This window comes from Micromonospora noduli (genome assembly GCF_003264475.1).
GTDB classification, from domain to species: Bacteria; Actinomycetota; Actinomycetes; order Mycobacteriales; family Micromonosporaceae; genus Micromonospora; species Micromonospora noduli.
This window is the reverse complement of sequence record NZ_PYAC01000023.1, coordinates 134912-159838: the sequence shown is the minus strand read 5'-3', so window position 1 is coordinate 159838 and position 24927 is coordinate 134912. Positions and strand designations below refer to the sequence as shown.

The following is a 24927-nucleotide window of genomic DNA, read 5'->3' as shown; positions in this document are numbered from 1 at the left end:
GGTGGATGCCCCAGCAGACCACCGAGCTACGGACGGCGTCCTTCGCCGACCTGAACGCCCGCACCCTCCACGACCTGCTCAAACTGCGCATCGACGTGTTCGTGGTGGAGCAGAACTGCCCGTACCCGGAGCTGGACGGGCGGGACGTCGAGCCGGGCACCCGGCACGTCTGGCTCACCGACGGCGGCGCGCCGCTGGCGTACCTGCGGATTCTGGCTGACCCGGACGGTGTCGCCCGGATCGGTCGGGTCGTGGTGGCCCCGGCGGCGCGCGGCGGCGGACATGCCGGCCAGCTGATGACGGCGGCGCTGGAGGTGGTGGGCAACCGGCCGTGCGTGCTGGAGGCCCAGTCGCACCTGGTCGCGTTCTACGCCCGGCACGGCTTCACGGTCAGCGGCCCCGAGTACGTCGAGGACGGCATCCCGCACACGCCGATGCGACGCGAAGCCATTGACGGGTGACGATCGAACTGGCATGGTGCCGGGTAGGGCCATCGCGGGAGCCAGCGATCAGGCACGGGAGTGGGCAACTCCCGACGATCCGGGTGTCGACGTCCGACCTCATCCCCCCGGGGGCTCCATGTCTTTCACCCGATCACGACGCGTGCTCTGGTTGTTCGCCATCGCGGCGACCAGCACGCTCCTGTTGACGACCGCACTGACCACCATGCTGCCCAAGCCCGCTTCGGCGCATGGTTCGGTCGTCGACCCCGCCTCGCGTAACTACAGCTGCTGGCAACGCTGGGGCAGCGACTTCCAGAACCCCCGGATGGCCACCGAGGACCCGATGTGCTGGCAGGCCTGGCAGGCCGACCCCGCCGCCATGTGGAACTGGAACGGCCTGTACCGCGAGGGAGTGGGGGGCAACCACCAGGCCGCCGTCCCCGACGGCCAACTGTGCAGCGGCGGACGCACCCAGAGCCCTCGCTACAACGCGCTGGACACCATCGGCGCCTGGAAGACCACAGCGGTGTCGAACAACTTCCGGCTCCGCTTCGTCGACCAGGCCCGTCACGGCGCCGACTACATCCGGGTGTACGTGACCAAGCAGGGCTTCAACGCGGCCAGCCAACCACTCGGCTGGGGCAACCTGGAGTTGGCCGGCCAGATCGGCAACACGCCCGCCTCCCAGTGGAGCCCGGACCCCAGTGGTGTCTCGATCCAGATCCCGGTCAGCGCGCCGGGACGCACCGGACGGCACATCGTCTACACCGTCTGGCAGGCCAGCCACCTGGACCAGTCGTACTACCTGTGCAGCGACGTCGACTTCGGCGGCGGATCGACCACACCGCCGCCCACCACGCCCCCGCCGCCCACCACACCCCCGCCCACCGCGCCCCCGCCGACCACCCCGCCGCCGGCCGGCGCCTGCACGGCGACGTACCAGGTGACCGGTCAGTGGTCCGGTGGCTTCCAGGCCGACGTGAAGGTGACCGCCGGCGGTTCACCGACCCGGGGCTGGTCGGTGAGCTGGAACTACAACAACGGCCAGCAGGTCACCTCGTCGTGGAACGCGACGGTCAGCACCAACGGCACGCTGGTCACCGCACGTAACACCAACAACAACGGCACCCTCGCCGCCGGCGCGAGCACCACGTTCGGATTCCTCGGCTCGTGGAACGGCAGCAACCCGGTTCCGCTGGTCTCCTGTACGACGACCAGTTGATCCCCGTCCGGCGCCGCACCCGGGCGGGGGTGCGGCGCCGGACGGTGGGAAATGCGGTGGTGCCCGGCAGTCCGTCCGGGCACCATCCCCACATGATCGAGATCAGGGTGCTCACCCCCGACGACTGGCCTACCTGGCGTGAACTGCGGCTGGCCGCCCTCACCGAGGCACCGGGAGCGTTCGGCTCCCGGCTCGCCGACTGGCAGGGCGACGGCGACCGCGAGCAACGCTGGCGCGACCGGCTGAGCATCCCCAACTCATACAACCTGGTGGCCGTCCTGGACGGGCGCCCGGTCGGGATGTCGAGCGGTGTACCCACGCCGGACCCGCTGATGATGGACCTGATCTCGATGTGGGTGCACCCCGACGCCCGCGGCAAGGGTGTCGCAGACCGTTTGGTGGACGAGGTGGCGCAGTGGGCCCGCAGGGCCGGCGCCGACCGGCTACGCCTCAACGTCATGCCGGACAACGCGCGAGCGACGGCCCTCTACCGCCGCGCCGGCTTCCGGATGACCGACGAGCCAGGCAACCTGACGCCCGACGGCGAACAGGTGATGCTCCGCCCCCTCTGACCCCGGCGCCCTCCCTGCCCCGCACCCCCACATTCCCGCGATCTTGCACTTTCGGTCGCCCGATCGCGGCTTATGCGCTTTTCGCCGGGACAGAAACTGCAAGATCAGCGAGGGCGGGGCGGGGGCGGCTCAGACCAGGCAGTTGACGATCTCGGCTACCGAACGGCGGCGGCCGGTGTAGAACGGGACCTCTTCGCGGACGTGCCGGCGGGCGCTGGAGGCGCGCAGGTCCCGCATCAGGTCGACGATCCGGTGCAGCTCGTCGGCCTCGAAGGCGAGCATCCACTCGTAGTCGCCGAGCGCGAACGAGGCGACCGTGTTGGCCCGCACGTCCGGGTAGCCGCGGGCCATCTTGCCGTGCTCGGCCAGCATCTCGCGCCGCTCGGCGTCCGGCAGCAGGTACCACTCGTAGGAGCGGATGAACGGGTACACACAGATGTAGGGGCGAGCCTCCTCACCGGCAAGGAACGCCGGGATGTGGCTCTTGTTGAACTCCGCCGGCCGGTGCAGCGCCATCTGCGACCACACCGGGGTCAGCGCCCGGCCCAGCGTGGTGCGGCGGAACCGCAGGTAAGCGTCCTGGAGCGCGTCGGGGGACGCGGAGTGCCACCAGATCATCACGTCCGCGTCGGCGCGCAGGCCGGAGACGTCGTACACGCCCCGGATCACGACGTCCTTGCCGGCCAGTTCGTCGAAGAGGGACACCACCTCGCCGGTGACGTTGTCCCGCAGCGACGGCAGCGGGGAGCTGGCCCGGAACACCGACCACATGGTGTAACGGATGCTGTCGTTCAGCTCCCGCAACCGGGCCGCGTTGGTCTGCTCGGTCATCTCGCCGATCCTCCCAGTGCTGTGATGATCTCTTCGGCCGCCGTCTCGCCGGAGCGGACGCAGACCGGGATACCGACGCCGTCGTAGCCGGCGCCGGCGAGGACAAGTGTGGGGTGCGCGGCCCGCAGCGCCGTCCGCGCGGCGGCGAGCCGGTCGGCGTGCCCCGGCGCGTACTGCGGCAGCGCACCGCCCCACCGCTGCACGTGCCCGTCGACCGGGGCGGGCAGCGGGGTGCCGAGCACCGCCGACAGCTCCCGGTGCACGGTGGCCGCCAGGTCCGCGTCGGGGCGCTGAAGGTGCGCCTCCTCGCCGTACCGGCCCACCGAGGCGCGCACCAGGGCCAACCCGTCGGGCCGGCGCAGGTGCCCCCACTTGGTGGTGAAGAAAGTCGCCGCCTTGATCAGCAGGCCCTCGGTGCTCGGCACCAGGAAGCCGGACAGCTCGGGCAGTCGCGGCTGCGGCAACGCCATGGTGACCAGCGCGACGCTCGCGTAGTCCAGCGCGCCGACGCCCGCCGCCACCGCCGGCGCTGGGCCGGCGAGCAGCCGCGCCGCCGGTCGCGCCGGCACCGCCAGCACCACGGCGTCCACGTCCACCAGCTGGGGGTCACGCGTCGGGCCGACGGTGAGCCGCCAGCCGGTGCCGGTCGGGGTCAACTCGCGCACGGCGGCGTCCCGCCGCACCGTCGCGCCGCTGGCCGTCACCGCCGCCTCGATCAGGGTGCTCAGCCCACCGGCGAGGGTGCCGAAGACCGGGGCGCCGGGCGCACGCGGCGCGGCGGCCTGCGCGGCCCGGACCGCGCCGACCAGGGTGTGCTCCACCCGGGCCGTGCGGGCCAGGGCCGGCATCGTCGTGACCAGGGAAAGATCGTCGGCACGGCCGGCGTACACGCCGCCCAGCATCGGGTCGACCAGCCGCTCGACCACCTCGTTGCCGAAGCGGGACCGGACCAGCGCGCCCACCGAGACGTCCGCGTCCGGCCCGACCAGCGGCCGACCGCCGTCGGTGTCGGCGTCCGCGGCCGGGCGGGCGACCGCGGCCACCCGATCCAGATCCCCGGGTACGCCCACCAGGGTGCCGCCCGGGATGGGGCGCAGCCCTCCGTCGATGACCAGCGCGGCCTGCCCCACCGTGGGGTGCACGATCTTCTCGGCCAGCCCGAGCCGGCGGGCCAACGCCACCGCCGCACTCTCGGCGCCGGTCGGGTCGCGCATCAGGAACGACTCCGCGCCGAACTCCACCGGCTGACCAGCCAGCTCCCCGGTGCGCAGCTTCCCGCCCAGCACGCCGGACTGCTCGTACACAGTGATCTCGGTGCCGGCCGGTGCGCTGTCGCGCAGGCGGACCGCGGCGGCCAGGCCGGCGATCCCGCCGCCGACCACCGCCACCCGCCAGGGCTGCCGCATTCCCGGTCAGCCCTGGTCGGCTCGGCGGCTGGACAGCTCGTGCACCAGCGCGACCACCCGGGTCAGCACCTCCGGGTCGGTCTCCGGCAGCACCCCGTGGCCGAGGTTGAACACGTGCCCGGGGGCCGCCCGGCCCTGCTCCAGGATGCGGCGCACCTCGGCCTCGACAACGGGCCACGGCGCGAGCAGCACGCACGGGTCCAGGTTGCCCTGCACCGCCTTGTCCGCGCCGATCCGACCGGTGGCCACGTCCAACGGTGTACGCCAGTCGACGCCGACCACGTCGGCCCCGGCCTCACCCATCGCGCCGAGCAGTTCGGCGGTGCCCACCCCGAAGTGGATCCGCGGCACCTCGGAGTTGACCAGCCCGCTCAGCACGGTGGTCGAGTGCGGCAGCACGAAACGGCGGTAGTCGGCCTCGGAGAGCGCGCCGGCCCACGAGTCGAACAGCTGCACGGCGGAGACGCCGGCCTCGATCTGCACCCGCAGGAAGGCCAGCGTCACCTCGGCCAGGCGGGCACAGAGCGCGTGCCACAGCTCAGGGTCGCCGTACATCAGGGCCTTGGTCTTCGCGTGGGTGCGCGACGGCCCGCCCTCGACCAGGTAGCTGGCCAGCGTGAACGGCGCGCCGGCGAAACCGATCAGCGGGGTGTCGCCCAGCTCGACCACCAACTGCCGGACGGCCTCATCCACGTACGAGACGTCGTCACGGGTGATCCGGCGGATCCGTTCCACGTCGGCGGCGGTGCGGATCGGCTCGGCCACCACCGGGCCGGTGCCCGGCACGATGTCCAGGTCGATCCCGGCCGCGGCGACGGGCACCACGATGTCGCTGAACAGGATCGCCGCGTCCACGCCGTGTCGGCGCACCGGCTGGAGGGTGATCTCGGTGACCAGCTCCGGGCGCCGGCAGGACTCCAGCATCGGCACGCTCGCCCGGATCTCCCGGTACTCCGGAAGGGAGCGGCCGGCCTGGCGCATGAACCAGACCGGGGTGTGCGGGACGGGCCGACGTCGGCAGGCCCTGATGAAGGGCGAGTCGGCCGGTCCGCCGGGGCGGGAATCTCCGTCTCGGGCGACAGTGCCCGTGGTGTCCGTGGTCATCGCCGCAATCGTGCCACGCCCGCCACCCCCAACCGGGTGGGGGTGAGAGGAAGGGCACCGTTCCTTACCTGGGAGTCGAAGCGAGGGCCCCTCGGTGAGCGTCGGCGCGCCGTCGAAGCGGGGGGCGGGCGTCGGCATAGGCTGCCGACATGGCCCCCCCGATCGCGCTCCCGGAGACGTTCGCCCGCGCGGTCGCCGGGCTGCGGTCGGCCGCCCCGCGGCCGGAGATCACCCTGGAGGAGGTCGGCGCCCCGCAGCGGCTGGCCCCGTACGCGTTCGCGCTCGCCGCGACAGTGCTGCGCGACGACGACGAGGTGGCGACCGGCCGGCTCATCCTGCTGCACAATCCGGTCGGGCACGAGGCGTGGCAGGGCACCCTGCGGCTGGTCACCTACGTGACCGCCGAGCTGGAGGTCGATCTGGCCGCCGACCCGCTGCTGCCCGGGGTCGGCTGGACGTGGCTGACCGACGCGTTGGACGCCCAGGACGCCGGCCACCGGGCGATCGGCGGAACGGTGACGCAGACCATGTCGACCCGGTTCGGCGATCTCGCCGGGCCACCCACCATCGGTGACATCGAGATCCGCGCGTCCTGGACGCCGATCGACGACGACCTGACCCCACACCTGCTCGGCTGGTGCGCGTTGCTCGCCTCCACCGCCGGTCTCCCCCCACCCGGCGTCACCGCCCTCTCCGACCGCCGCCCGGCCGGCGCAGCCTGACATTCGGCCCTCGGGAGGCCACTTTGCGGACACCTGATCGACACACGCCGGACCGGCTGCACCCGCCGGATCTCCGCGCGCACTAGGGTTGGCAGGTGACCGACGAACCACCCCTGCGCCGTCGGCCCACCGAAGAACTTCCGGGAAACGCACCCCAGCACCCGCAGTCGGCCCAGCCGCAGCCGGCGGGCGAGGGGGCCGACCCGGCCGACGGTGGGCCCGTTCCGCTGATCGCCCCGCGTGACGGCACCCCCGATCCGGTGGCCGCCCCGGCCGAGCTTGCCGAGGTCGTGGCCCGCTTCGCGGCGGGCACCGGCCCGGTCGCCCTGGACGCCGAACGGGCTTCCGGCTACCGCTACAGCCAGCGCGCGTACCTGGTGCAACTGCGCCGGGCCGGTGCGGGCACGGCGCTGATCGACCCGCTGCCCCTGCCCGACCTCAGCGCGCTGGACGCGGTGATCGGTGAAGCCGAGTGGGTCCTCCACGCGGCCAGCCAGGATCTGCCCTGCCTGGCCGAGGTGGGGTTGCGTCCACGCCGTCTGTTCGACACCGAGCTTGCGGCTCGGCTGGCCGGCTTCGAACGCGTCGGGCTTGCCGCGCTCACCGAGCAGCTGCTCGGGTTCACCCTGGAGAAGCACCACTCGGCGGCCGACTGGTCGAGCCGACCGCTGCCCGAGTCGTGGTTGACGTACGCCGCCCTCGACGTGGAGCTGCTCACCGACCTGCGCGACGCGCTGGACGCCGAGTTGACCCGGCAGGGCAAGTCGGCCTGGGCCGCGGAGGAGTTCGCCGCGCTGGTCCGCACCGGGGCACGCCCGCCCCGGGTCCGGGCGGAGCCGTGGCGGCGTACCTCGGGCATCCACCGGCTGCGGGGGGCGCGGGCCCAGGCCCGGGTCCGCTCGATGTGGTACGCCCGGGACCAGATCGCGGCCCGGCGGGACGCCGCTCCCGGTCGGGTGTTGCCGGACTCGGCGATCATCGCCGCGGCCGAGCTGGACCCGAAGGACGAGAAGACTCTGCTGACCCTGCCCGGCTTCGGTGGTCGGTCGGTCCGTCGGCTGGCCCGCACCTGGCTCGCCGCGCTCGACGACGCCCGGCAGCTGCCGGAGGATTCCCTGCCGGTCTCGCCGGTCGTGGAGGGCCCGCCTCCGCCGCACCGGTGGGCCGAGCGGGACCCGGTGGCGGCCGGTCGGCTGGCCCGCTGCCGGGAGGTCGTGATCCGCATCGCCGGCGAGCACAACCTTCCGCCGGAAAACCTGATCACTCCCGATTCGGTCCGCCGGCTGGCCTGGACCCCGCCGGAGGAGATCACCGAGGAGTCGGTGGCGGAGACCCTGCGCGGCCTCAACGCCCGCGAGTGGCAGATCGGCCTCCTCACCCCCGACCTGACCGGAGCCCTGACCCCGAAAACCCCCACCCTCTCCTGATCCGCCCCTCCCGCTGTTGATCATGAAGTTGTTGCCACACGCGCTGGCGTGTCTCGGCAACAACTTCATGATCGACCGGAATCGGGTGTGGGGTGGGCCACAGGCGGGGGTGGGGACGGGGTTGGTTACTGGCGAGTAGCATTCGAGGGAAACGTGCCCGTGTCGGCGACCCTTGTTCGGTCCGGCGTGCCGCCCGGCGCGAAGGCCGATCACGGTCGAATAGGAGGCTCAAGTGCCCCGTGAAGTTCGCGACGTCGTCTTCGTCGACGGCGTCCGTACCCCGTTCGGCAAGGCGGGTGGCATGTACGCCAACACCCGCGCCGACGACCTGGTGATCCGCTGCATCCGGGAACTGCTGCGTCGCAACCCGCAGCTGCCCCCGGAGCGGGTCGAGGAGGTCGCCATCGCGGCCACCACCCAGATCGGCGACCAGGGCCTCACCATCGGCCGCACCGCCGCCCTGCTGGCCGGGCTACCCAAGACCGTTCCCGGCTTCGCCATCGACCGGATGTGCGCGGGGGCGATGACCGCTGTCACCACAGTGGCCAGCGGCATCGCCATGGGCGCGTACGACATCGCCATCGCCGGTGGCGTCGAGCACATGGGCCGCCACCCGATGGGTGAGGGCGTCGACCCCAACCCGCGCATCATCGCGGAGAAGCTGGTCGACCCGTCCGCGCTGGTGATGGGCTCCACCGCGGAGAACCTGCACGACCTGGTCCCGCACATCACCAAGGCGCGCACCGACGCGTTCGCGCTGGCCTCGCAGCAGAAGACCGCCAAGGCGTACGCCAACGGCAAGCTCCAGGACGACCTGGTGCCGATGTCGATCCGCGACGCCGAGGGCGGTTGGGGTCTGGCCACTGTGGACGAGGCCCCGCGGGACACCTCGTTGGAGAAGCTGGGCACCCTGAAGACCCCGTTCCGCCCGCACGGCAAGGTCACCGCAGGCAACGCGGCCGGCCTGAACGACGGCGCCACCGCGAGTCTGCTGGCCGACGAGGCCACCGCCCGCGAGCTGGGCCTGCCGGTCGCCATGCGGCTGGTGTCGTTCGGCTTCGTCGGAGTCGAGCCGGAGGTGATGGGCGTCGGCCCGATCCCGTCGACGGAGAAGGCGCTGCGCCTCGCCGGGCTCAGCATCGACGACATCGGCCTGTTCGAGCTGAACGAGGCGTTCGCCGTGCAGGTGCTCGCCTTCCTCGACCACTTCGGCATCGCCGACGACGACGCGCGGGTCAACCCGTGGGGCGGTGCCATCGCCATCGGTCACCCGCTGGCCTCCTCCGGCGTGCGGCTGATGACGCAGCTGGCCCGCCAGTTCGCCGAGCACCCCGAGGTCCGGTACGGCCTCACGGCGATGTGCATCGGCATCGGCATGGGCGGCACTGTCATCTGGGAGAACCCGCACTGGGAGGGCGACAAGTGAAGGCACCGAACGAGGTCGTCACCCGGGCGCTGCTGCGCCAGGTGAACGTGCCGGGGCTGGACCGGCCCGCCGCCCTGATCACGCTGGACAACGGCTTCGACCACACCAAGCCGAACACCTTCGGCCCGGGTGGGCTGGCCAGCCTGGACGAGGCGATCACCGCCGCGCTCGCCGCCGACCCGGCGTTCATCGCGGTCACCGGCAAGCCGTACATCTTCTGCGTGGGCGCGGACATCGTCGGCCTGCCGCAGCTCGCCGACCGCGCGCAGGCGCTGGAGATCGGCCGGCTCGGCCACCGGGTCTTCGCCCGGCTCAAGGACAGCAGTGTCCCCACCTTCGCGTTCGTCAACGGCGCGGCGATGGGCGGTGGCCTGGAGCTGGCGCTGCACTGCCACTACCGGACGCTCTCCGGCGGCGCGGCGGCCCTCGCGCTGCCCGAGGTCTCCCTCGGACTGGTACCCGGCTGGGGCGGCACCCAGTTGCTGCCGAACCTGATCGGCATCCCCGCCGCGACCCAGGTGATCATCCAGAACCCGCTGATGCAGAACAAGATGCTCAAGCCGAAGCAGGCGGCCGAGCTGGGCATCGCGGACATCCTGTTGGAGCCGGCGGACTTCCTGGAGCGGTCCCTGGAGTGGGCTGCCGGCGTGGTCCGGGGCCAGGTCACAGTGACCCGACCCGAGGTCGACAAGGACATGTGGGCGGGCGTGCTCTACTTCGCCCGGGAGACGCTGAACCAGCGGCTGCACGGCGCGGTCCCGGCCGCGTACAAGGCGCTCGACCTGCTGGAGACGGCGAAGGACGGCGACTTCGCCGCCGGCACCGCCGCCGAGGACGAGGCCCTCGCGGACCTGGTCTTCTCCGAGGAGCTGCGCAGCGGCCTGTACGCGTTCGACCTGGTGCAGCGGCGGGCCAAGCGCCCGGCCGGCGCACCGGACAAGGGCCTGGCTCGCACGATCACCAAGGTCGGCATCGTCGGCGCGGGTCTGATGGCCAGCCAACTGGCGCTGCTGTTCGCCCGACGCCTCCAGGTGCCAGTGGTGATGACCGACCTCGACCAGTCCCGGGTGGACAAGGGCGTCGGCTACGTGCACACCCAGATCGAGAAGGCGGTCACCAAGGGCCGGATGGACAAGGGCACCGCCGCCAAGCTGTACGGCCTGGTCAGCGGCACTGTCGACAAGAGCGCCTTCGCCGACGCGGACTTCGTCATCGAGGCGGTCTTCGAGGACCTGGGCGTCAAGAAGCAGGTCTGGGCCGAGTTGGAGAAGATCGTCTCCCCCGAGGCGGTGCTCGCCACCAACACCAGCTCGCTGTCGATCACCGAGATGGCCGCCGAGTTGGAGCACCCCGAACGGGTGGTCGGCTTCCACTTCTTCAACCCGGTGGCGGTGCTGCCGCTGCTGGAGATCGTCCGGGGCGAACGCACCGACGACGTCACCCTGGCGACAGCGTTCGCAGTGGGCAAGCAGCTCAAGAAGTCGAGCGTGCTGGTCAAGGACGCCCCGGCGTTCGTGGTGAACCGGCTGCTCACCCGCTTCCTGGGCACCGTCTTCGCCGCCGTCGACGCCGGCACCCCGCTGGACGTGGCGAACAGCGCACTGGACCCACTGGGCCTGCCGATGCGTCCGCTCGCCCTGCTCCAGTTGGTCGGGCCGGCCGTCGCGTACCACGTGGGCGGCACCCTGCACGCCGCGTACCCGGACCGGTTCGGGGTCAGCGAGAACCTCAAGCGGATCGCCGACTCGGGTCGGCCGATCGTGGTTGACGACCAGGTCAACGAGGAGGTCGCCAAGCTGCTCGTGGTGGGTGACCAGCCGTTGACCGCCGAGCAGGTACGCCAGAACGCCCTCGACGCGCTCGCGCAGGAGATCCGGCTGATGCTGGACGAGGGTGTGGTCGCCGAGGCGCAGGACATCGACCTGTGCATGATCCTGGGTGCCGGTTGGCCGTTCCACCTGGGTGGCGTCACGCCGTACCTGGACCGGACCGGCACCTCCGAGCGGGTCACCGGCCAGCGGTTCCTGCCGCGTGGTGCGGCGAGCCTGCCGGCCTGACCGATCCCTGTACCACCGTCGCGGTGGTCGGACCGTCCCTCGTGGGCGGACCGGCCACCGCGACCGTTTGTGATCAGTCGATCGCCGGCTGCGGGTTTCCGCAGGGGCAACGGCGCGCTTCGCACCGGGTTAGGATCACGCGTTTTGCACACCCATCTTGGAGCTGACTGATGTCCCAGCCGCCGGCCAATCCCTACGGCCCGCCGCACGATTCCCCCGACCCGTCGCAGCAGCCTGGCGGTTGGCCGCCGCCGCAGCAACAGGGACAGCCGCAGCAGCCCGGTGGTTTCCCACCCGCGCAATCGGGCTTCCCGCCCGCGCAGCCTGGTTTCCCGCCCGCGCAGCCGGGGTTCCCGCCCGCGCAGCCGGGTCAGCCGTACGGTGACCCGAACCTGGCCGGCGGCCCTCCCCCGGCGAAGAAGTCGAACGTCGGCAAGATCGTGCTGATCGTGCTGGCCGCGGTGCTGGTGCTCTGCCTCGGTGGCGTGGCGATCACCTGGTTCGTCGTCAAGGACGACGTGGGCGCCGTCGTGGACGCCAGCAAGACCCGGGTGGTCGCGCCGGCCACCCTCGCCGGCCGGCCGAAGCTCACCAACCCGGAGCTCCTGACTGCCGCCGAGCAGGCGGTCAGTGGGATGAAGACGGCGGCGGGGAACGAGACGAGCACTGTCGCCGCCTTCTACGGCGACCCGACCAAGCAGGACCTCGTCATGATCGCGGCCGTGTCCGGGCTGCTGTCGGACCCGAAGAAGGAGCTCGACGCCTACGTGGACGGCCTGTCCAAGCAGCTGACGGTGGGCGAGATGACGGCCGTCGACGCCGGCCCGCTGGGCGGTGAGGCGCGCTGCGGCGACGGCAAGGCCGACACCGTGCCGCTGGGCATCTGCGTCTGGACCGACCGGGGCAGCCTGGGCATGGTGGTGATGTACTTCAAGTCCGCCGACCAGGCGAAGGCCGAGTTCACCGCGATCCGGGGCCAGGTCGAGCAACAGTCCTGATCCGTACGAGACCGGGGCCCCGGCCACCCTCGGGTGGCCGGGGCCCCGCGCCGTACGTCGACGGTCAGGCCGGTTCGGAAACCGCTGCCGCAGCCCGCGCCGCTGCCGCGGCCGCCCGCTCGGCGGCGTTGCCGAGCACGCAGAACTCGTTGCCCTCCGGGTCGGCGAGCACCACCCAACCACCACCGGTCGGGCCGACGTGGTCGGCGACGAGCGTCGCGCCGATGCCGAGCAGTCGCTCGACCTCCTCGGCCCGGGTCCGGTCGGCGGGTTGCAGGTCCAGGTGCAGCCGGTTCTTCACCGTCTTGCCCTCGGGCACCGCGATGAACAGCACCTCCGGGCCACCCGGCGGCAGGAGCATCGCCTCCGGGTCGCCGGGGAAGTCATCGGGCTGCCGTGGGCAGTCGAAGACCTGCGCCCAGAAGCCGGCGAGGGCGTACGTGTCGTGACAGTCGATGCTGATGTTGTGGATCGTCGAACTCATGCTTGGTCCTCCACAGTGGTGTCGATCCGCTCCCCGGCGCTGCGGACCACGCAGAACTCGTTCCCCTCCGGGTCGGCGAGAACCGCCCAGCCCGTCCCGTCGGTGCGCCGCCGGTCGACGACCATGCTGGCCCCGAGGCCGAGTACCCGGTCGACTTCCTCGTCGCGGGTCCGGTCGACCGGTTCCAGGCAGATGTGGACCCGGTTCTTCGTCACCTTGTCCTCGGGCACCGCTTGGAAGAACATGTTCGGCGTGGCACCGTCCGGCGGCAGCAGGGCAGCTTCCGGGTCACCCGGAACGTCCTCCGGGAGCCGGGCGTAGCCGAGCACCGCCGACCAGAAGCCGGCCAGGGTGTACGTGTCGTGGCAGTCGAAACTGATGTTGCGGATCCGTGGATACACGGGTGGTCTCTCCATCTTCGGATGGGGACGCTCCGCCGCCGGGGGTCAGCCTGCGAGGACCCGGGGTGCGGAGCCTTGACTGATGGACATCAACGCACCCCCCTTCACTCTCCGAGCTGACCCGGCGATCTTGCCATTGGCCGAGCGGGGCGCGCAACCCCGGTCAGCCGGCGGCGGGAACCGTTCCGGGCACGGCCGGAGCATCCGACGACGGCAGGGTGACCGTCACCTCCAGGCCACCGCCGGGCTGCGCGACCACCCGTACGGTGCCGCCGTGCGCGGTGCAGACCGCCCGGACGATGGACAGCCCCAGGCCGGAGCCACGGGCTCCGGTGCGTTCCCGGCCACCACGGCGGAACGGCTCGAACAGCCCTGGCACGTCGGCCTGGTCCACCTCGAAACCGGTGTTCCCCACCACCAGCCAGGATCGTTCACCGTCGGTGCCGGTACGCACCCAGAGCCGACCGTGCAGGTGGTTGTAGCGAACCGCGTTCTCGATCAGGTTTCCGGCCAGCCGGTCGAGCAGCCCCGGGTCACCGACGACCGGCGCGGACTCCAGGGACGTCTGCACCCGCAGGCCGATCCGTTCCACCTCGCGGCGCATCGCCGACAGTGCGTTGGCGGTGCCCGCGGCGAGGTCACACTCGGTACGCCGGCCCAGCTGCCGCCCGGCCTGCGCCTCGCTACGGGCCAGCACCAGCAGCGCGTCCACCAGGCCGTTGGCCCGCTCGGAGGCGTCGCGAACCACTGTCGCCATCCGGCGGTACTCGGCGGTGTCCGCGTCATCGTCGCTGAGCGTCACGTCGATCTCCGTCCGCATCACGGCGAGCGGGGTACGCAGCTCGTGCGAGGCGTTCGCCACGAAACGCTTCTGGGCCTCGAACGCGGACGCGATCCGGTCCAGCATGGCGTCGAACGTCTTGGCCAACTCGGCCACCTCGTCGTCGGCACCCGAGTAACCGATCCGCTGGTCCAGGGTCGCCTCACCGAGCCGCTGGGCGGTCGCCGTGACCTGGTGCAGTGGGCGCAGCGCCCGACCGGCCACCGCGTACGCGCCGGCCACACCGACCACGCTGATCGCCAGCAGCGCGACCAGGCCCTTGGCCAGCAGCTCCCCGGAGGCGGCGTCGACCAACTGTCGCTGCCACTCGGCGGCGTCCATCTGCCGGCCGTCGGAGAGCAGCACGATCGTGCCGGGCACCAACTCGTCGGTGGGGCGCAACGCGTCGCGGACCAGCAGCCAGGCCAGCAACACCAGGATCGCTCCGGCCCCGATCAGCAGCACCCCGTTGAGCACTGTCAGCCGCAGCCGCAGGGTGGGTCGCAACCGGCGGCTCATGCGCCTACCTCGGCGGTGCGGTAGCCCGCCCCGACCACCGTCTCGATCAACGGCGGGTCACCGAGCTTCTTGCGCAGCGTCATCACGGTGACCCGGACGATGGTGGTGAACGGGTCGGTGTTCGCGTCCCAGACCCGTTCCAGCAGCTCCTCACTGGAAACCACCGCGCCACGCGCCTTGAGTAGCTCGCAGAGCACCCCGAACTCCTTGTTCGTGAGGTCCACCGGCACCCCGGCTCGGGTGGCCACCCGGCGGGCCGGGTCGAGCACCAGGTCGGCCAGTTCGAGCACCGGAGGCGCGGCCGGGGTGGCCCGCCGGCCCAGCGCCTGCACCCGGGCGACCAACTCGTCGAAGGCGAACGGTTTGGGCAGGTAGTCGTCCGCGCCGAGCTGCAACCCCTCCACCCGGTCGGCGACAGTGCCGCTGGCGGTGAGCATCAGCACCCGGGTCAACGCGCCGGAGGCCGCCAGGTCGGCGCAGATCTGGTCACCGTGCACACCCGGCAGGTCGCGGTCGAGCACCACCACGTCGTACCGGGTGACGAACGCCGCCTCATGGCCGGCGTCGCCGTCGTACGCCACGTCGACAGCCATCCCCCGCTTACGCAACCCCCGTGCGATCGCGTCGGCGAGGTTGCGCTCGTCCTCGACCACCAGTACCCGCATCCCGGCCTCCTCGCTGCTGACCACCGACAACCTAGTGCCGGCCGGCAACCATCGTCCCTCGCCGTCCGCGCCGGCCGGCGTTGCGGGCCACCGCGGCGTACGCGATGCTGGCCGGCGGCACCGAACGACGGACGGACTGGCATGACCACTGCGGCACCACCCACCCGGCGCGACATCGCCTACCGGGGTTTCCACCTGCCGGCCGACACCACCAGCGGCAGCGGCGACGGCCTGCTCGCCAGCGGCCGAGGGCTCGCCCTCGACGGCGTCGCCGAACGGGGCACCTGGACGTCGCCGCCGGTACCTGTCGGCTTCGCCGTCGCCGAGGTGGTGCCGTCCTGGACGGCCGACACCCCGGACGGCTGCTGGATCGAGGTCGACCTGCGCGGTTGGCACGACGACGCGCCCCGCACCGACTGGTACCGGCTGGCCCGCTGGGCCGCCGGCGACCACACGGTACGGCGCACCTCGCTGCCCGGACAGCGCGACAGTGCCGCCCGGGTCGACACCGACACCCTGATCGTGACCGGAGCGACGGTCACCGGTTGGCAGGCGCGGGTGACCTTGTGCCGGCCCGCCGGCAGCCCGACCGGCCCGGTGCTGCGCAGCGTCGGCGCGGTCGCCACCGGCCCCACGACGGCCGACCACTGGTACGCGGGGAAGCCCGTCCCGTCCGCCGCCTGGGGTCGGGTGCTGGACGTGCCCCGCTACTCGCAGCGGCTGCACGCCGGCCAGTACCCGCAGTGGGGTGGTGGCGGGGACTCCTGGTGCAGCCCCACCTGCACCTCGATGGTGCTCGCCTACTGGGGCGCCGAGCCGACGCCGGACCGCTACGCCTGGGTGGAGCCGTCCGGCCCGCGTCCGGTGGTGGTGCACGCCGCCCGGCACTGCTACGACCACGCGTACGCCGGGGCCGGCAACTGGCCGTTCAACACCGCGTACGCCGGTCTGCACGGGGTGGACGCGTTCGTCACCCGACTGCGGTCGCTGGTCGAGGCGGAGGCGTTCGTCGCCGCCGGCATCCCCCTGATCGTCTCCGCCGCGTTCCGGGCCGACGAGGTGCCGGGGCTCGGGTACGACACCGGAGGGCACCTGATGGTGCTGGTCGGCTTCACCGCCGACGGCGACCCCGTGCTCAACGACCCGTACGCCCCGGACGACGACGCGGTCCGTCGCACAGTGCCCCGGCACGGGTTCGAGGCGGTCTGGCAGCGCGGCAGCGGCGGGGTGGCGTACGTGCTGCGACCCGCGTCGGTGCCGCTGCCCCCGCCGCCCACCCAGGCGAACTGGTGATCAGTCCCTGAGTTTCCAGAGCTGGTACGAGCCGGTTGTGGTGGCAATGCACACCAGGTAGCCGGTGACCGCCTGACACCCCCCGGTGACATCGGGCAGCACGTCCACGATGTGCACCTTTCCGGCGGCGATGTCCAGCTCGCCGACGAGCACCCCTCCGTCGGGATGCCGGCGTATGCCGACCAGCCGGCCGCCGACACCGAGTTGGTACAGCTCCCACCGGCCCAGGTCGGCCAGTTGCTTGCCGGTCAGCGCATCGAGCACGACGTACTGCTCCGACGGACCGACGCCGCTGAGGTTGGCCATCAGCCGGTCGCCGCTTGGCCAGGCCCACCCCCACTGGCTGCTGCGCCAGCGCACCTCGCCGGTTGCCGGGTCGAGCGCCTGCAGTTCGTTGTTGCCGGTGCGCAGACACAGGACGGGGCCACAGTCCAGCGCGAAGTCGATGTGCACCCTGGCGCGGGTCCAGCGGGGCTTGAGCTGGTCCAGCTCGTACGCGGTGACAGTGCCCGAGCCTCTGTCTATGGACAGCAGCAGGTCCTTGGTCAGGTCCAGTCCGATCCGACCGCCGTCGGGTGGGCGCAGGTCGGCGCGGGCCAGCACCGCGCCCGTGATCGCGTCGCGTACCTCGACCGGCCCGTCCAACTGGTTGAGCACCACCCGGTCCACCCCGAGCCCGGTGTCCCGCACCCTCATGTCGGGGCTCAGGCCGGAGAGCTGCCAGCGCACGGTGCCGCAGCACGGATCCACAGCGCGCAGACTGGACGGTACGGTCTCGCCGCCGCTGCGCAGCAGCAGGTTGCCGTCGGTCAGCTTGGAGACGGTGCCCGGCTGCTGCCACCGGTACGCCCCGGTCGCCCGGTCCAGTGCGACGGTGAGTGTGTCCCGACCCTCCGGGCCGATCTCGTACCCGGTGGCCAACAGCATCCCGGCCAGCGGAATCATCCCCCAGTACCGGGCCTGCGCCGGCAGCGGCGCCTGCCAGACGGGCTCGCCGTCGGGCAGCCGGTACGCGGCCAGCCGCGCCTGCCGCATGTCGGTGCTGGCCGGCTCCATGACCAGGAGGAGGTCACCATCGATCATGACGTCGGACCCGGGTCGGCCCGGCAGCGTCACGGGGGCCGGGCGGGGCGATGCGACGGCGGAGGCGGCGAGCGTGACCAGCGCGAGCACCACGACCAGCGCGCAACGCAGCGGGCGGCCGTGGGCGCGAGGTGGGCGGGGCATCGACTCCGGGTTCCTGTCGTCCCGCAGCTCGCCGAGGTCGATCACCGAGTCGGTCACCGCGTCAACCTCCACAGAGCGGTCGTGCCGTCGAGGCGCTGGCAGAGCAGGACCGGCAGGGACGCCTGGCAACTGCCCGCGATGCCCGGCAGCACGTCGACGATCCGCGTTCGGCCGGCCACCAGGTCCAGTTCGGCGACGACCATCCGACCGTCGTCACCCCGCCGCACACCGACCAGCGGATCGTCCGGCCGCAGCACCGGCATCAGACTCCACGCGCCCAGTTCGGTCCGTACCTGCCCGGTGGCCGCGTCCCGCACCGCGTACCCCTGGCCGGGCCTGGCCATCAGTAGCCGACCGTACCGGACGTCCGCCAGGACGTCCTGGCCCGGTTCCGACCACCGCACCGATCCGGTGGCCGGGTCGAGCACCTGGACGCCGCCGGTCTGCGGTACCGCGCAGAGCAGACCACCGCATTCGAGCACATGCGACACCAGCGTCACCTCCGCCGTCCACAGTGGCTCCAACTCGGACAGCCCGAAGCTCACCAGCCGGGTGCTGCCCGGCGGGACGAGCAGCAGCAGGTCGTCGACGATCTGCACCCGCTGGTACGCCGACCGGTCACCGGGCAGCGTGTCGATGCTGCGCAGCAGCTGGCCGGTGCCGGCGTCGTACACCTGCACCTCACCGGTCGGTTGCAGGAGCACGAACCGGTCGACCTGCCCCTCGGGAGTGAGGTGGTAGGTGGGGCTGGCGGCCGGCGGAAGCGGCACCGACCAGAGCACCAGGCCGGTGTCGGGCTCAACCCCGCTCATCGCGCCCGACCCGTCCTCGCGGCCATTGGTCACCAGCAGGCCACCGCCGGGGGTCGGCTGGGGAGCACCGGGATGCTGCCAGCGTTGCCGGCCCGTCGCGGTGTCGAAGGCGGTGGTCTGGAACAGCCGGTTGGGGGCGTTGACCGCCAACGCCAGCACCAGGCCCCGTTCGACCCGGACGTCGAGGTAGTTACCGGTGCGGGCCAGCGGCGCCTGCCACCGCCGCCGCACCCCAGCGCCGGTCGGTGCCGGCTGGGCGTACGCGGTCAGGTACCGGTCCCCGTCGGGTGTCGGCGGATCGACAACGAAGACGCCGTCTCCGGCCAGGTACGCGGTGGCCGTCCGCGAGGCCGGCACCACGCTCACCGTTCGCTGCGTTGGTGGCGCGGCACCGGCCAGCACCACCAGGCTGAGCAACAGCACAGTCGCGCTGCGCAGCGGGCGACCGGCGGCGCGCGGGCGGCGAACCGGAGGTGCCGACGCGGCCTCTTCCCGGATCTCGCCCAGCTCGATGATCGACAAGGACCGTCCTTCCGTCACCAGGTAAGGCTGGCCGACGGGTGACCCGCCCGGCAAACCGACCGTCAGCGCACCGGCCCGGCAAAAGTGACGGAACCCCGCCTGTACGATGGCGCGTCGTGGCTGTGCCGGTGGTAGACCCTTCGCTGAATCCCGTGACCGACGTCGACCCGGCCGAGGCCGAGTCGACACGACGGCCTCGACGCCGTCCGGCCCGAGCCGACCTGTTGGCCCTCGGAGCCTATGTGCTGCTGGGCGTGTTCGTCTGCCTCAACTACTGGGGTGACGTCAACGGCCGGGTCTCCTCGCACCTGCCCACCGATCACAGTTGGTTCGAGTGGCTGTTCGCGCACGGCGAGTACTCGGTGCGGCACCTGGAGAACCCGCTGTTCACGGCCCGTCAGAACGCCCCGGACGGGGTGAACATGATGGCCAACACCTCGCTGCTCGGGGTGACCCTGCCGCTGGCTCCGCTGACGATGCTGCTCGGCCCTCAGGTGATGTACGCGCTCTACCTGGGCGCGGCGCTGGCGGCTACCGCCGGCACCGGCTACTGGATGCTCTCCCGCCACCTGGTGCGCTCCCGTGCGGCGGCGTTCGTCGGCGGCGCGTTCCTCGGCTTCGCGCCGGGAATCATCCACCACGCCAACGGCCAACCGAACTTCGTTTCCAACTTCCTGCTCCCGCTGATCGTGGTGCGGGTGCTGACCCTGGGTGAGCCGGGCCGGTGGCGCCGCAACGGGCTCGTGCTCGGTGCGCTGGTGGCGTACCAGATCTTCATCAACGAGGAGATGCTGCTGCTCACCGCGCTGGCCTGCCTGGTCATCGTGCTGGCGTACGCCGTGCAGCGGCCTCGGGCCACCCGGGCCGCCGCCGGCACGTTCCTGGCCGGGCTCGGCGTCGCCGGCGGGCTGGCCCTTGTGCTCACCGCGTACCCGATCTGGTTCCAGTTCAACGGCCCGCAGTCCTACCGGGGCCTGCAGGGCGGCGTCTTCCACAACTGGGGCGAGGACCTGGTCGCCTTCGTCACCTTCGCCCGGGACACCTGGGCCGGTGACCCGGCCGTGGAGAAGACGATCGGTCTGACCGAGCAGAACACCTGGTTCGGTTGGCCGCTGGTGCTGCTCTCGGTGGTGGCTCTGGTGCTGCTCGTACGCCGCTCGCTGGCCGCCCGGATCGCCGCGGTGCTCATCGTGGTGTTCAGCGTGGCCGCGATCGGGCCGTGGGTGCGCTTCAACGGTGTGGAGACCGGTGTGCGCGGCCCTTGGTCGTACGTGTCGGACGACCTGCCGCTGGTCGAGATGATGATGCCGACCCGGTTGACGCTGGTGGTCGCCGCCGCGGTGGGCGTACTGCTCGCGTTGACCTGGGACGCCGCGCACCGCCAGGGGCGCCCGGCGGCCGACCGGCCGCGGGTGCCGGCCCAGCGCTCCGCCGAAGGGGCCCCGGCTGTGTCCCCCGAGCCCGCCAAGCCCGCCGGCCCGGTCGCGTCGCGCCGTCGGTGGCTGCGCCCGGTGGGGTACGCGGCGGTCGCCCTCGCCGTGCTGCCGCTCTTCCCCCGCCCACTGCCCGCCCAGCAGATCGACCCACCGCCGCACTTCATCACCGCGGGCGGCTGGCGGCCGTACGTGCCGGCGGGTCGAACCCTGGTGCCGGTGCCGATCCCGAGCAACGTGCACGGTCTGCCGACGCTGCGGTGGAGTGCGCTGACCGGGCAGGAGTTCCCCGTTCCGGGCGGCTACTTCATCGGCCCGAACGAGCTGGGTGAGGGGGTCTTCGGTGCGCCGAACCGACCGACCAGCTCCCTCATCTACTCCACCATGGACAGCGGCACCGTTCCGGCGCTGACCGACGAGAACCGCCGCCAAATTGTCGAGGACCTGCGGTTCTGGCGGGCGTCGGTGGTGGTGCTCGGGGCGCACCCCCGCGAGGCGGTGCTCCGTGAGCTGGTCACCGCCCTGCTCGGGCCACCGCAGCGGGTCGACGACGTCTGGGTGTGGGACGTGCGCGCCCTGGTGGGTTAGTCGAGCACCGCGCCACCGGTCGGCTCAGCCGACCCGGTCCCGGACGTCCCACAACCATCCGCCGTCGACCGGTCGGCCCGGGCCGAGCAGGTCGTCGACCGTTCGGCGGACCGGGTCACCGTGCTCCAGGTGCCCGAGTACGACCACCGCGGCACGCCAGTGCCGCAGGTCCTCGACGGCCTGGCGGCGGTCGGCGTCGGTGAGCACCGGCACCGCGCCGGTCTCGGCCACCTGCCGCAGCAGCACCGACGTGGGCCGGTCCGGCGCGCCCCAGCGGGCCGCCGGGTCGTCCGGGCCGCTGGGGCCGATGAAGTAGCCGCCCGGCGCGGCGAACCCCAGAGCGGTACGGGCGGACCAGAGCATCACCGGGCTGCGCCCGGCACCGGTGACCGGGGGCACCGCGACCACCGTCCGGCCCGGCGGCACCAGCGGACGCCAGCCACCGGTGGCGAGAAACGCCGGCACCGGCGCGACCGGCACCACGCGGATCGGCGTCGGAATCAGGGGCAGCAACGCGGCGGCGACCGCGCCGGCCCACAGCAGCCGCACCGGTAGGCCCGGCGCCACGTTCGGCCCGCGCGCGGCCCGGACCCGGTCCAGGGACAGGGCCACCAGCACACCCAGCACCGGTACGCAGACCAGCGCGAACCGGGCCGGCACCGCGAGATCGAGCAACGGCAGCCCGCTGACCAGCCGGTACGGCCCCGGAATGCCGGTGGCCTCACCGTCCACCCGCAGGTCGTCGCCGAGCGAGAGCAGGGCGAAGACCACGCCGCAGGCGGCCAGTGCCCGGACCAGCGGTCGTCGCCACTGCCAGATCACGATCACCACGGCGAGCACCAGCAGGCCCGGGCCGAAGAACGAGTTCTCCTCGGTCGGATTCGGCGAGAGCAACCCCGGCAGCCAGTCGTCACCCAGCACCGTCTGCCGGGCCGACGCGGTGAACGAGGCGACGTCCAGTTGGAAGCCCTGCGTGGCGAACGCCATCCCGGAGTAGTGCTGCGGGCCGTGGAACTGGAACCACAGCGGGTACGCCAGCGGCACCGCCGCCACGCCGGCCGCCACCGCGAGTCGGCCGAAGAGGGCCGGCGCCAGCCGCCGTGCGGCCACCCGGTCGGCGAGCGCGTAACCCAGCGCGAAGACGCCGGCCGCGAGCACCAGGAAGACCAGCACCTCCTCGCCGATGAAGACCTGCCAGACGAGCAGCAGCCCCAGGCCGACGCCGGGCCGCCACACGCCGTGTCGCGTCGTCTCCGAGGCGGGGCGGAACACCAGGGCGAGGATCGCGGGCACCAGGAACTGGGCGGCGATGTGGAGGTGCGCGCCCGCCTGAGCGATCATGCCCGGGGCGAAGCCACAGATCAGCCCACCCACCGCGGCCGGGGCCCGGGCGCCGACCAGCCGGCGACGCAGCAGCACGTACCAGGCGACGGCGGTCCCGGCGAGGCAGCAGACGACCGCTACGCAGAACGCCACCTGCGAGCCGAAGAGCAGGGTGACCGGGGTGAGCGGGACACCCAGGCCGAGCACCGAGGTGTTCGCCATCAGGTTGACCCCGTCGGGCGCGTTCAACCCGGTACTGAAAAGCGGGTTCTCCCCCTCCACCACGGCATGCGCCGCGTGGGCCAGCATCCACTCGAAGAGGATCTGGTCACCCGCCTGGTGGAACAGCTGCCACGGGCGGCCCCACTGCCCGCTGGTCACCAGCACCGCGAGGCCCAGATAGCCGGCCACCACCAGCGCGTCCCGCAGCCAGGCCGGACGGGACGTGCCGCCCGTCGCCGGCAACGAGGTGTTCGGGGACGTCGTCCCGGTGGCCATCAGACCGAACGGTCGGTGAGCGTCCGGACGTCCCAGACCCAGACATCCAACTCCTGGCGGCCCGGGCCGACCAGCTCCTCGACCGTACGTCGCAGTGGCTCGGCGTTCTGCTGCCGCACGGGCAGCACCAGGATCGCCGCCCGCCAGTGCCGCAGTTCGTCGGCGAAGCGCCGACGCTGCCGGTCGTCCAGCTTGGGCGTACGGCCGGTGGTCGCCACCTCCTCCAGCATCTGACCCACCCCGCTGGGACGACCGCCGAACCGGCCTGCGTCACCGGTGTTGCCGTTGCGGGGCGCGAGGAAGTAACCGCCGGGGATCTTGAAGTCGAGGTTGGTGGCCGCGGCCCAGCGCATGCCGTGCGTGTTGCCCATGCTGGGCACCGGGATCGGCACCAGCGTCTGGTCCGGGCCGACGTACGCCCGCCACCGGTCCGCAGTGATGAAGTCCGGCACCGGCGGCCGGGAGACCATCCGCAGCGGCATCGGTGCGATCGGCAGCAGCGCGAAGGCCAGGCCCGCGGCGGTGAGCACGTGGACGGTACGGCGGTCGGCCGGGCGTAGCGCCCAGGCCCGCTCGACGGCGAGCGCCAGCAGCAGGCCGATCACCACGCTGGTGATGAGCCCGAACCGGGTCGGCACCACCGCGTCCAGCAGCGGCAGGTGGACCAACCACTGCCACGGCCCGGTGATCAGCTCGCGGTCCCACCAGGAGACCCGCTCGCCGAGGGAGAGCACGGCGAAGAACACGCCGGTCACCGCGAGCGCCCGAACGATCAACTCCCGGCGCAGCCAGACCACGATGCCGATGGCCAGCATCGACAGGCTCCAGCCGAAGAAGGCGTTCTCCTCCGAGTAGTTCGGCGCCAGGTTGATGTTGGCCCGCTGGTTGCCGCCGAGGGTGGGCGAGCCCGGGGCGAAGAAGGCGGCGATGTCGTTGCCATAGTCCTTCACCGCGTCGCTGAGCCCGTGGTAGGCCATCGGCCCGGCGAACTGCACGTAGAGCGGGTACGCCAGCAGCGCCCCGGCCAGCAGCGCGCAGGTCACCACGCCGACGCCCAGGGGTCGCCACGCCGCCTGCCACCGGGCCGGCTCCTGGGCCAGCACCGCCAGCAGGAAGACGCCGCAGGCCAGCGCCGTGAAGAGCAGGATCTCCTCGTTGATGAACGCCTGCGCGGTGACCAGCAGGGCGAGCAGGGCCCCGTCCCGAACCGGTTTTACGGAGCGGGTGAGGACCAGCACCCGCCACACGATGAACGGCAGCAGGAACTGGCTGATGATGTTCGGGTGCCAACTGGCGTGCGAGAGCATCGCGGGCGAGAACCCGCAGAACCAGCCGCCGACCGCTGCCGCGAGCGGGGTACGCACCAGGTGGCGGGAGAGCATCAGGTACCAGGCCATGGCGGTGCCGGCGAGACCGAGCGTGACCAGCACCACGAAGGAGACCGCCGGCCCGAAGAGCAGCGTCACCGGGACCATCGGGATGCCCAGCGCCAGCACGGCCGTGTTGGCCATCAGGTTGACGCCGTCCGGATAGTTGAACTGCTCGGTGTAGAACGGGTACTCGCCGTGCAGCACCACGCGTACCGAGTGGGCGAGGAAGAACTGCACCTGCGCCGGGTCACCGGTGTAGAGCGAGGCCACCCGACCGGACGGGTCCAACCAGATCCGGCTGGTCACCCAGAGTGCGGCGAGCAGGAACAGCCCGCCCACCGCCAGGTGCTGCCGACGCCGAGTCCACCGACGCCACCACGCCCGCGTCGGCACCGCGCTCTCGGCCGGCGTTTCGGACTCGGCCGGTGCTCCGGGCCCGGCCAGCGTTTCGGGGTCCGCCGGCGCTTCGGGCTCGGCCGGCGTTTCGGGGTCCGCCGGCGCTTCGGGCTCGGCCGGCGCTGTGGTGGGGGCGGCCAGCGCGGGCGGGCCGGCGAAGAGGCCGGCCGGTGTGCGGTAGTTCACCAGCTCGGCGGAGTCGGCTGCCGCCTCCGGGTGCGGCGCGGGCAGGGCGCGGGACTCGGCAGGCGTCACAGTCGGCGGAGTCTACCGGAGCAACCAAAACGCCCTAAACCCCCGGTGGTGTCCATTGTGGTGGCTCGGATGCCGGCCAACTGAGGTGCCGCATCGGACATCTCGTACTATGG

The 24927-nt window shown here is 72.3% G+C and carries 21 protein-coding genes; 10 read left to right on the top strand and 11 right to left on the bottom strand.

The window, feature by feature from the left end; genetic code table 11:
- Positions 1-5: 5 nt before the first annotated feature.
- From MED15_RS22825 to MED15_RS22815, 3 genes are all read left to right on the top strand, one after another.
- A complete protein-coding gene (locus tag MED15_RS22825; RefSeq protein WP_112584932.1) occupies positions 6-461 on the top strand; it encodes a GNAT family N-acetyltransferase in 456 nt (151 codons plus the stop codon).
- Positions 462-579: 118 nt separating this feature from the next.
- A complete protein-coding gene (locus MED15_RS22820; RefSeq protein ID WP_112736887.1) occupies positions 580-1665 on the top strand; it encodes a lytic polysaccharide monooxygenase auxiliary activity family 9 protein in 1086 nt (361 codons plus the stop codon).
- A 92-nt stretch (positions 1666-1757) separates the two neighbouring features.
- Positions 1758-2237, top strand: a complete 480-nt coding sequence (locus MED15_RS22815) for a GNAT family N-acetyltransferase (RefSeq protein ID WP_112604239.1) — start codon at positions 1758-1760, stop codon at positions 2235-2237.
- 129 nt (positions 2238-2366) lie between these two features.
- Here the strand turns inward: MED15_RS22815 and hemQ are convergent, their stop codons facing one another.
- Genes hemQ through hemE form a run of 3 tightly spaced genes read right to left on the bottom strand, consistent with a single transcriptional unit; the run spans position 2367 to position 5578 of the window.
- On the bottom strand, positions 2367-3068 hold the full coding sequence (gene hemQ / locus MED15_RS22810; protein WP_112604237.1) for a hydrogen peroxide-dependent heme synthase: 702 nt from the start codon (positions 3066-3068) through the stop codon (positions 2367-2369).
- Positions 3065-4474 carry a protoporphyrinogen oxidase gene (gene hemG, locus MED15_RS22805; RefSeq protein ID WP_112584928.1) on the bottom strand — a complete coding sequence of 470 codons (1410 nt, stop codon included), beginning with the start codon at positions 4472-4474 and terminating at the stop codon, positions 3065-3067. Before hemG ends, hemQ begins: the two co-directional genes overlap by 4 nt.
- Before the next feature lie 6 nt (positions 4475-4480).
- Positions 4481-5578, bottom strand: a complete 1098-nt coding sequence (gene hemE, locus MED15_RS22800; RefSeq protein WP_112584926.1) for a uroporphyrinogen decarboxylase — start codon at positions 5576-5578, stop codon at positions 4481-4483.
- A gap of 149 nt (positions 5579-5727) precedes the next feature.
- Here hemE and MED15_RS22795 point away from each other — a divergent pair, with 149 nt between their 5' ends.
- The 5 genes from MED15_RS22795 to MED15_RS22775 all read left to right on the top strand — a co-directional run bounded on the left by MED15_RS22795 (position 5728) and on the right by MED15_RS22775 (position 12208).
- Positions 5728-6300 (top strand): DUF3000 domain-containing protein, encoded by a 573-nt coding sequence (locus MED15_RS22795; RefSeq protein ID WP_091400652.1) that lies wholly within the window; start codon positions 5728-5730, stop codon positions 6298-6300.
- Between the two features lie 95 nt (positions 6301-6395).
- Positions 6396-7727, top strand: coding sequence for a ribonuclease D (locus tag MED15_RS22790; protein WP_112736885.1), 1332 nt, complete (start codon positions 6396-6398; stop codon positions 7725-7727).
- 232 nt (positions 7728-7959) lie between these two features.
- The gene (locus tag MED15_RS22785) at positions 7960-9153 is read left to right on the top strand and encodes a thiolase family protein (protein WP_112584922.1); all 1194 of its coding nucleotides are present in this window, start codon (positions 7960-7962) and stop codon (positions 9151-9153) included.
- Positions 9150-11210 carry a 3-hydroxyacyl-CoA dehydrogenase NAD-binding domain-containing protein gene (locus MED15_RS22780; RefSeq protein WP_112584920.1) on the top strand — a complete coding sequence of 687 codons (2061 nt, stop codon included), beginning with the start codon at positions 9150-9152 and terminating at the stop codon, positions 11208-11210. Before MED15_RS22785 ends, MED15_RS22780 begins: the two co-directional genes overlap by 4 nt.
- 170 nt (positions 11211-11380) lie before the next feature.
- Positions 11381-12208 (top strand): flagellar basal body-associated FliL family protein, encoded by an 828-nt coding sequence (locus tag MED15_RS22775; protein ID WP_112736883.1) that lies wholly within the window; start codon positions 11381-11383, stop codon positions 12206-12208.
- 64 nt (positions 12209-12272) lie between these two features.
- On the opposite strand, the gene MED15_RS22770 is transcribed toward MED15_RS22775, so the two are convergent.
- From MED15_RS22770 to MED15_RS22755, 4 genes are all read right to left on the bottom strand, one after another.
- Positions 12273-12692: a VOC family protein gene (locus MED15_RS22770; protein ID WP_112586774.1), complete on the bottom strand. Its 420-nt coding sequence runs from the start codon at positions 12690-12692 to the stop codon at positions 12273-12275.
- Positions 12689-13108, bottom strand: coding sequence for a VOC family protein (locus tag MED15_RS22765; RefSeq protein WP_167457708.1), 420 nt, complete (start codon positions 13106-13108; stop codon positions 12689-12691). The genes MED15_RS22770 and MED15_RS22765 overlap by 4 nt, the downstream gene beginning before the upstream one ends.
- 148 nt (positions 13109-13256) lie before the next feature.
- Positions 13257-14432 carry a sensor histidine kinase gene (locus MED15_RS22760; RefSeq protein ID WP_112736881.1) on the bottom strand — a complete coding sequence of 392 codons (1176 nt, stop codon included), beginning with the start codon at positions 14430-14432 and terminating at the stop codon, positions 13257-13259.
- Positions 14429-15097 carry a response regulator transcription factor gene (locus tag MED15_RS22755; protein WP_112586810.1) on the bottom strand — a complete coding sequence of 223 codons (669 nt, stop codon included), beginning with the start codon at positions 15095-15097 and terminating at the stop codon, positions 14429-14431. Before MED15_RS22755 ends, MED15_RS22760 begins: the two co-directional genes overlap by 4 nt.
- 141 nt (positions 15098-15238) lie before the next feature.
- Between MED15_RS22755 and MED15_RS22750 the strand changes: the two genes are divergently transcribed.
- Positions 15239-16390, top strand: a complete 1152-nt coding sequence (locus MED15_RS22750) for a peptidase C39 family protein (protein ID WP_112606023.1) — start codon at positions 15239-15241, stop codon at positions 16388-16390.
- On the opposite strand, the gene MED15_RS22745 is transcribed toward MED15_RS22750, so the two are convergent.
- Together MED15_RS22745 and MED15_RS22740 are read right to left on the bottom strand one after the other, a co-directional pair.
- The gene (locus MED15_RS22745; RefSeq protein WP_146765923.1) at positions 16391-17674 is read right to left on the bottom strand and encodes an outer membrane protein assembly factor BamB family protein; all 1284 of its coding nucleotides are present in this window, start codon (positions 17672-17674) and stop codon (positions 16391-16393) included.
- Positions 17671-18969, bottom strand: a complete 1299-nt coding sequence (locus tag MED15_RS22740) for an outer membrane protein assembly factor BamB family protein (protein ID WP_208646709.1) — start codon at positions 18967-18969, stop codon at positions 17671-17673. Before MED15_RS22740 ends, MED15_RS22745 begins: the two co-directional genes overlap by 4 nt.
- A gap of 110 nt (positions 18970-19079) precedes the next feature.
- On the opposite strand from MED15_RS22740, the gene MED15_RS22735 reads away from it, so the two are divergent.
- Entirely contained in the window at positions 19080-20972 is a 1893-nt protein-coding gene (locus tag MED15_RS22735; protein WP_181518698.1) for a DUF6311 domain-containing protein, read from the top strand.
- A 24-nt stretch (positions 20973-20996) separates the two neighbouring features.
- Here MED15_RS22735 and MED15_RS22730 read toward each other — a convergent pair whose 3' ends face one another.
- Both MED15_RS22730 and MED15_RS22725 read right to left on the bottom strand, forming a co-directional pair.
- Positions 20997-22793 (bottom strand): DUF6311 domain-containing protein, encoded by a 1797-nt coding sequence (locus MED15_RS22730; RefSeq protein ID WP_112736879.1) that lies wholly within the window; start codon positions 22791-22793, stop codon positions 20997-20999.
- The gene (locus MED15_RS22725) at positions 22793-24556 is read right to left on the bottom strand and encodes a DUF6311 domain-containing protein (RefSeq protein WP_244220560.1); all 1764 of its coding nucleotides are present in this window, start codon (positions 24554-24556) and stop codon (positions 22793-22795) included. Before MED15_RS22725 ends, MED15_RS22730 begins: the two co-directional genes overlap by 1 nt.
- Between the last annotated feature and the right edge of the window lie 371 nt (positions 24557-24927).

Excerpts from the sequence above, each read along its gene's own strand:
- MED15_RS22825 (WP_112584932.1), top strand. The coding sequence starts at position 6 with ATGCCCCAGCAGACCACCGAGCTACGGACGGCGTCCTTCGCCGACCTG.
- MED15_RS22820 (WP_112736887.1), top strand. The coding sequence starts at position 580 with ATGTCTTTCACCCGATCACGACGCGTGCTCTGGTTGTTCGCCATCGCG.
- MED15_RS22815 (WP_112604239.1), top strand. The coding sequence starts at position 1,758 with ATGATCGAGATCAGGGTGCTCACCCCCGACGACTGGCCTACCTGGCGT.
- hemQ (WP_112604237.1), bottom strand. The coding sequence starts at position 3,068 with ATGACCGAGCAGACCAACGCGGCCCGGTTGCGGGAGCTGAACGACAGC.
- hemG (WP_112584928.1), bottom strand. The coding sequence starts at position 4,474 with ATGCGGCAGCCCTGGCGGGTGGCGGTGGTCGGCGGCGGGATCGCCGGC.
- hemE (WP_112584926.1), bottom strand. The coding sequence starts at position 5,578 with ATGACCACGGACACCACGGGCACTGTCGCCCGAGACGGAGATTCCCGC.
- MED15_RS22795 (WP_091400652.1), top strand. The coding sequence starts at position 5,728 with ATGGCCCCCCCGATCGCGCTCCCGGAGACGTTCGCCCGCGCGGTCGCC.
- MED15_RS22775 (WP_112736883.1), top strand. The coding sequence starts at position 11,381 with ATGTCCCAGCCGCCGGCCAATCCCTACGGCCCGCCGCACGATTCCCCC.
- MED15_RS22770 (WP_112586774.1), bottom strand. The coding sequence starts at position 12,692 with ATGAGTTCGACGATCCACAACATCAGCATCGACTGTCACGACACGTAC.
- MED15_RS22765 (WP_167457708.1), bottom strand. The coding sequence starts at position 13,108 with ATGGAGAGACCACCCGTGTATCCACGGATCCGCAACATCAGTTTCGAC.
- MED15_RS22760 (WP_112736881.1), bottom strand. The coding sequence starts at position 14,432 with ATGAGCCGCCGGTTGCGACCCACCCTGCGGCTGCGGCTGACAGTGCTC.
- MED15_RS22755 (WP_112586810.1), bottom strand. The coding sequence starts at position 15,097 with ATGCGGGTACTGGTGGTCGAGGACGAGCGCAACCTCGCCGACGCGATC.
- MED15_RS22750 (WP_112606023.1), top strand. The coding sequence starts at position 15,239 with ATGACCACTGCGGCACCACCCACCCGGCGCGACATCGCCTACCGGGGT.
- MED15_RS22730 (WP_112736879.1), bottom strand. The coding sequence starts at position 22,793 with ATGGCCACCGGGACGACGTCCCCGAACACCTCGTTGCCGGCGACGGGC.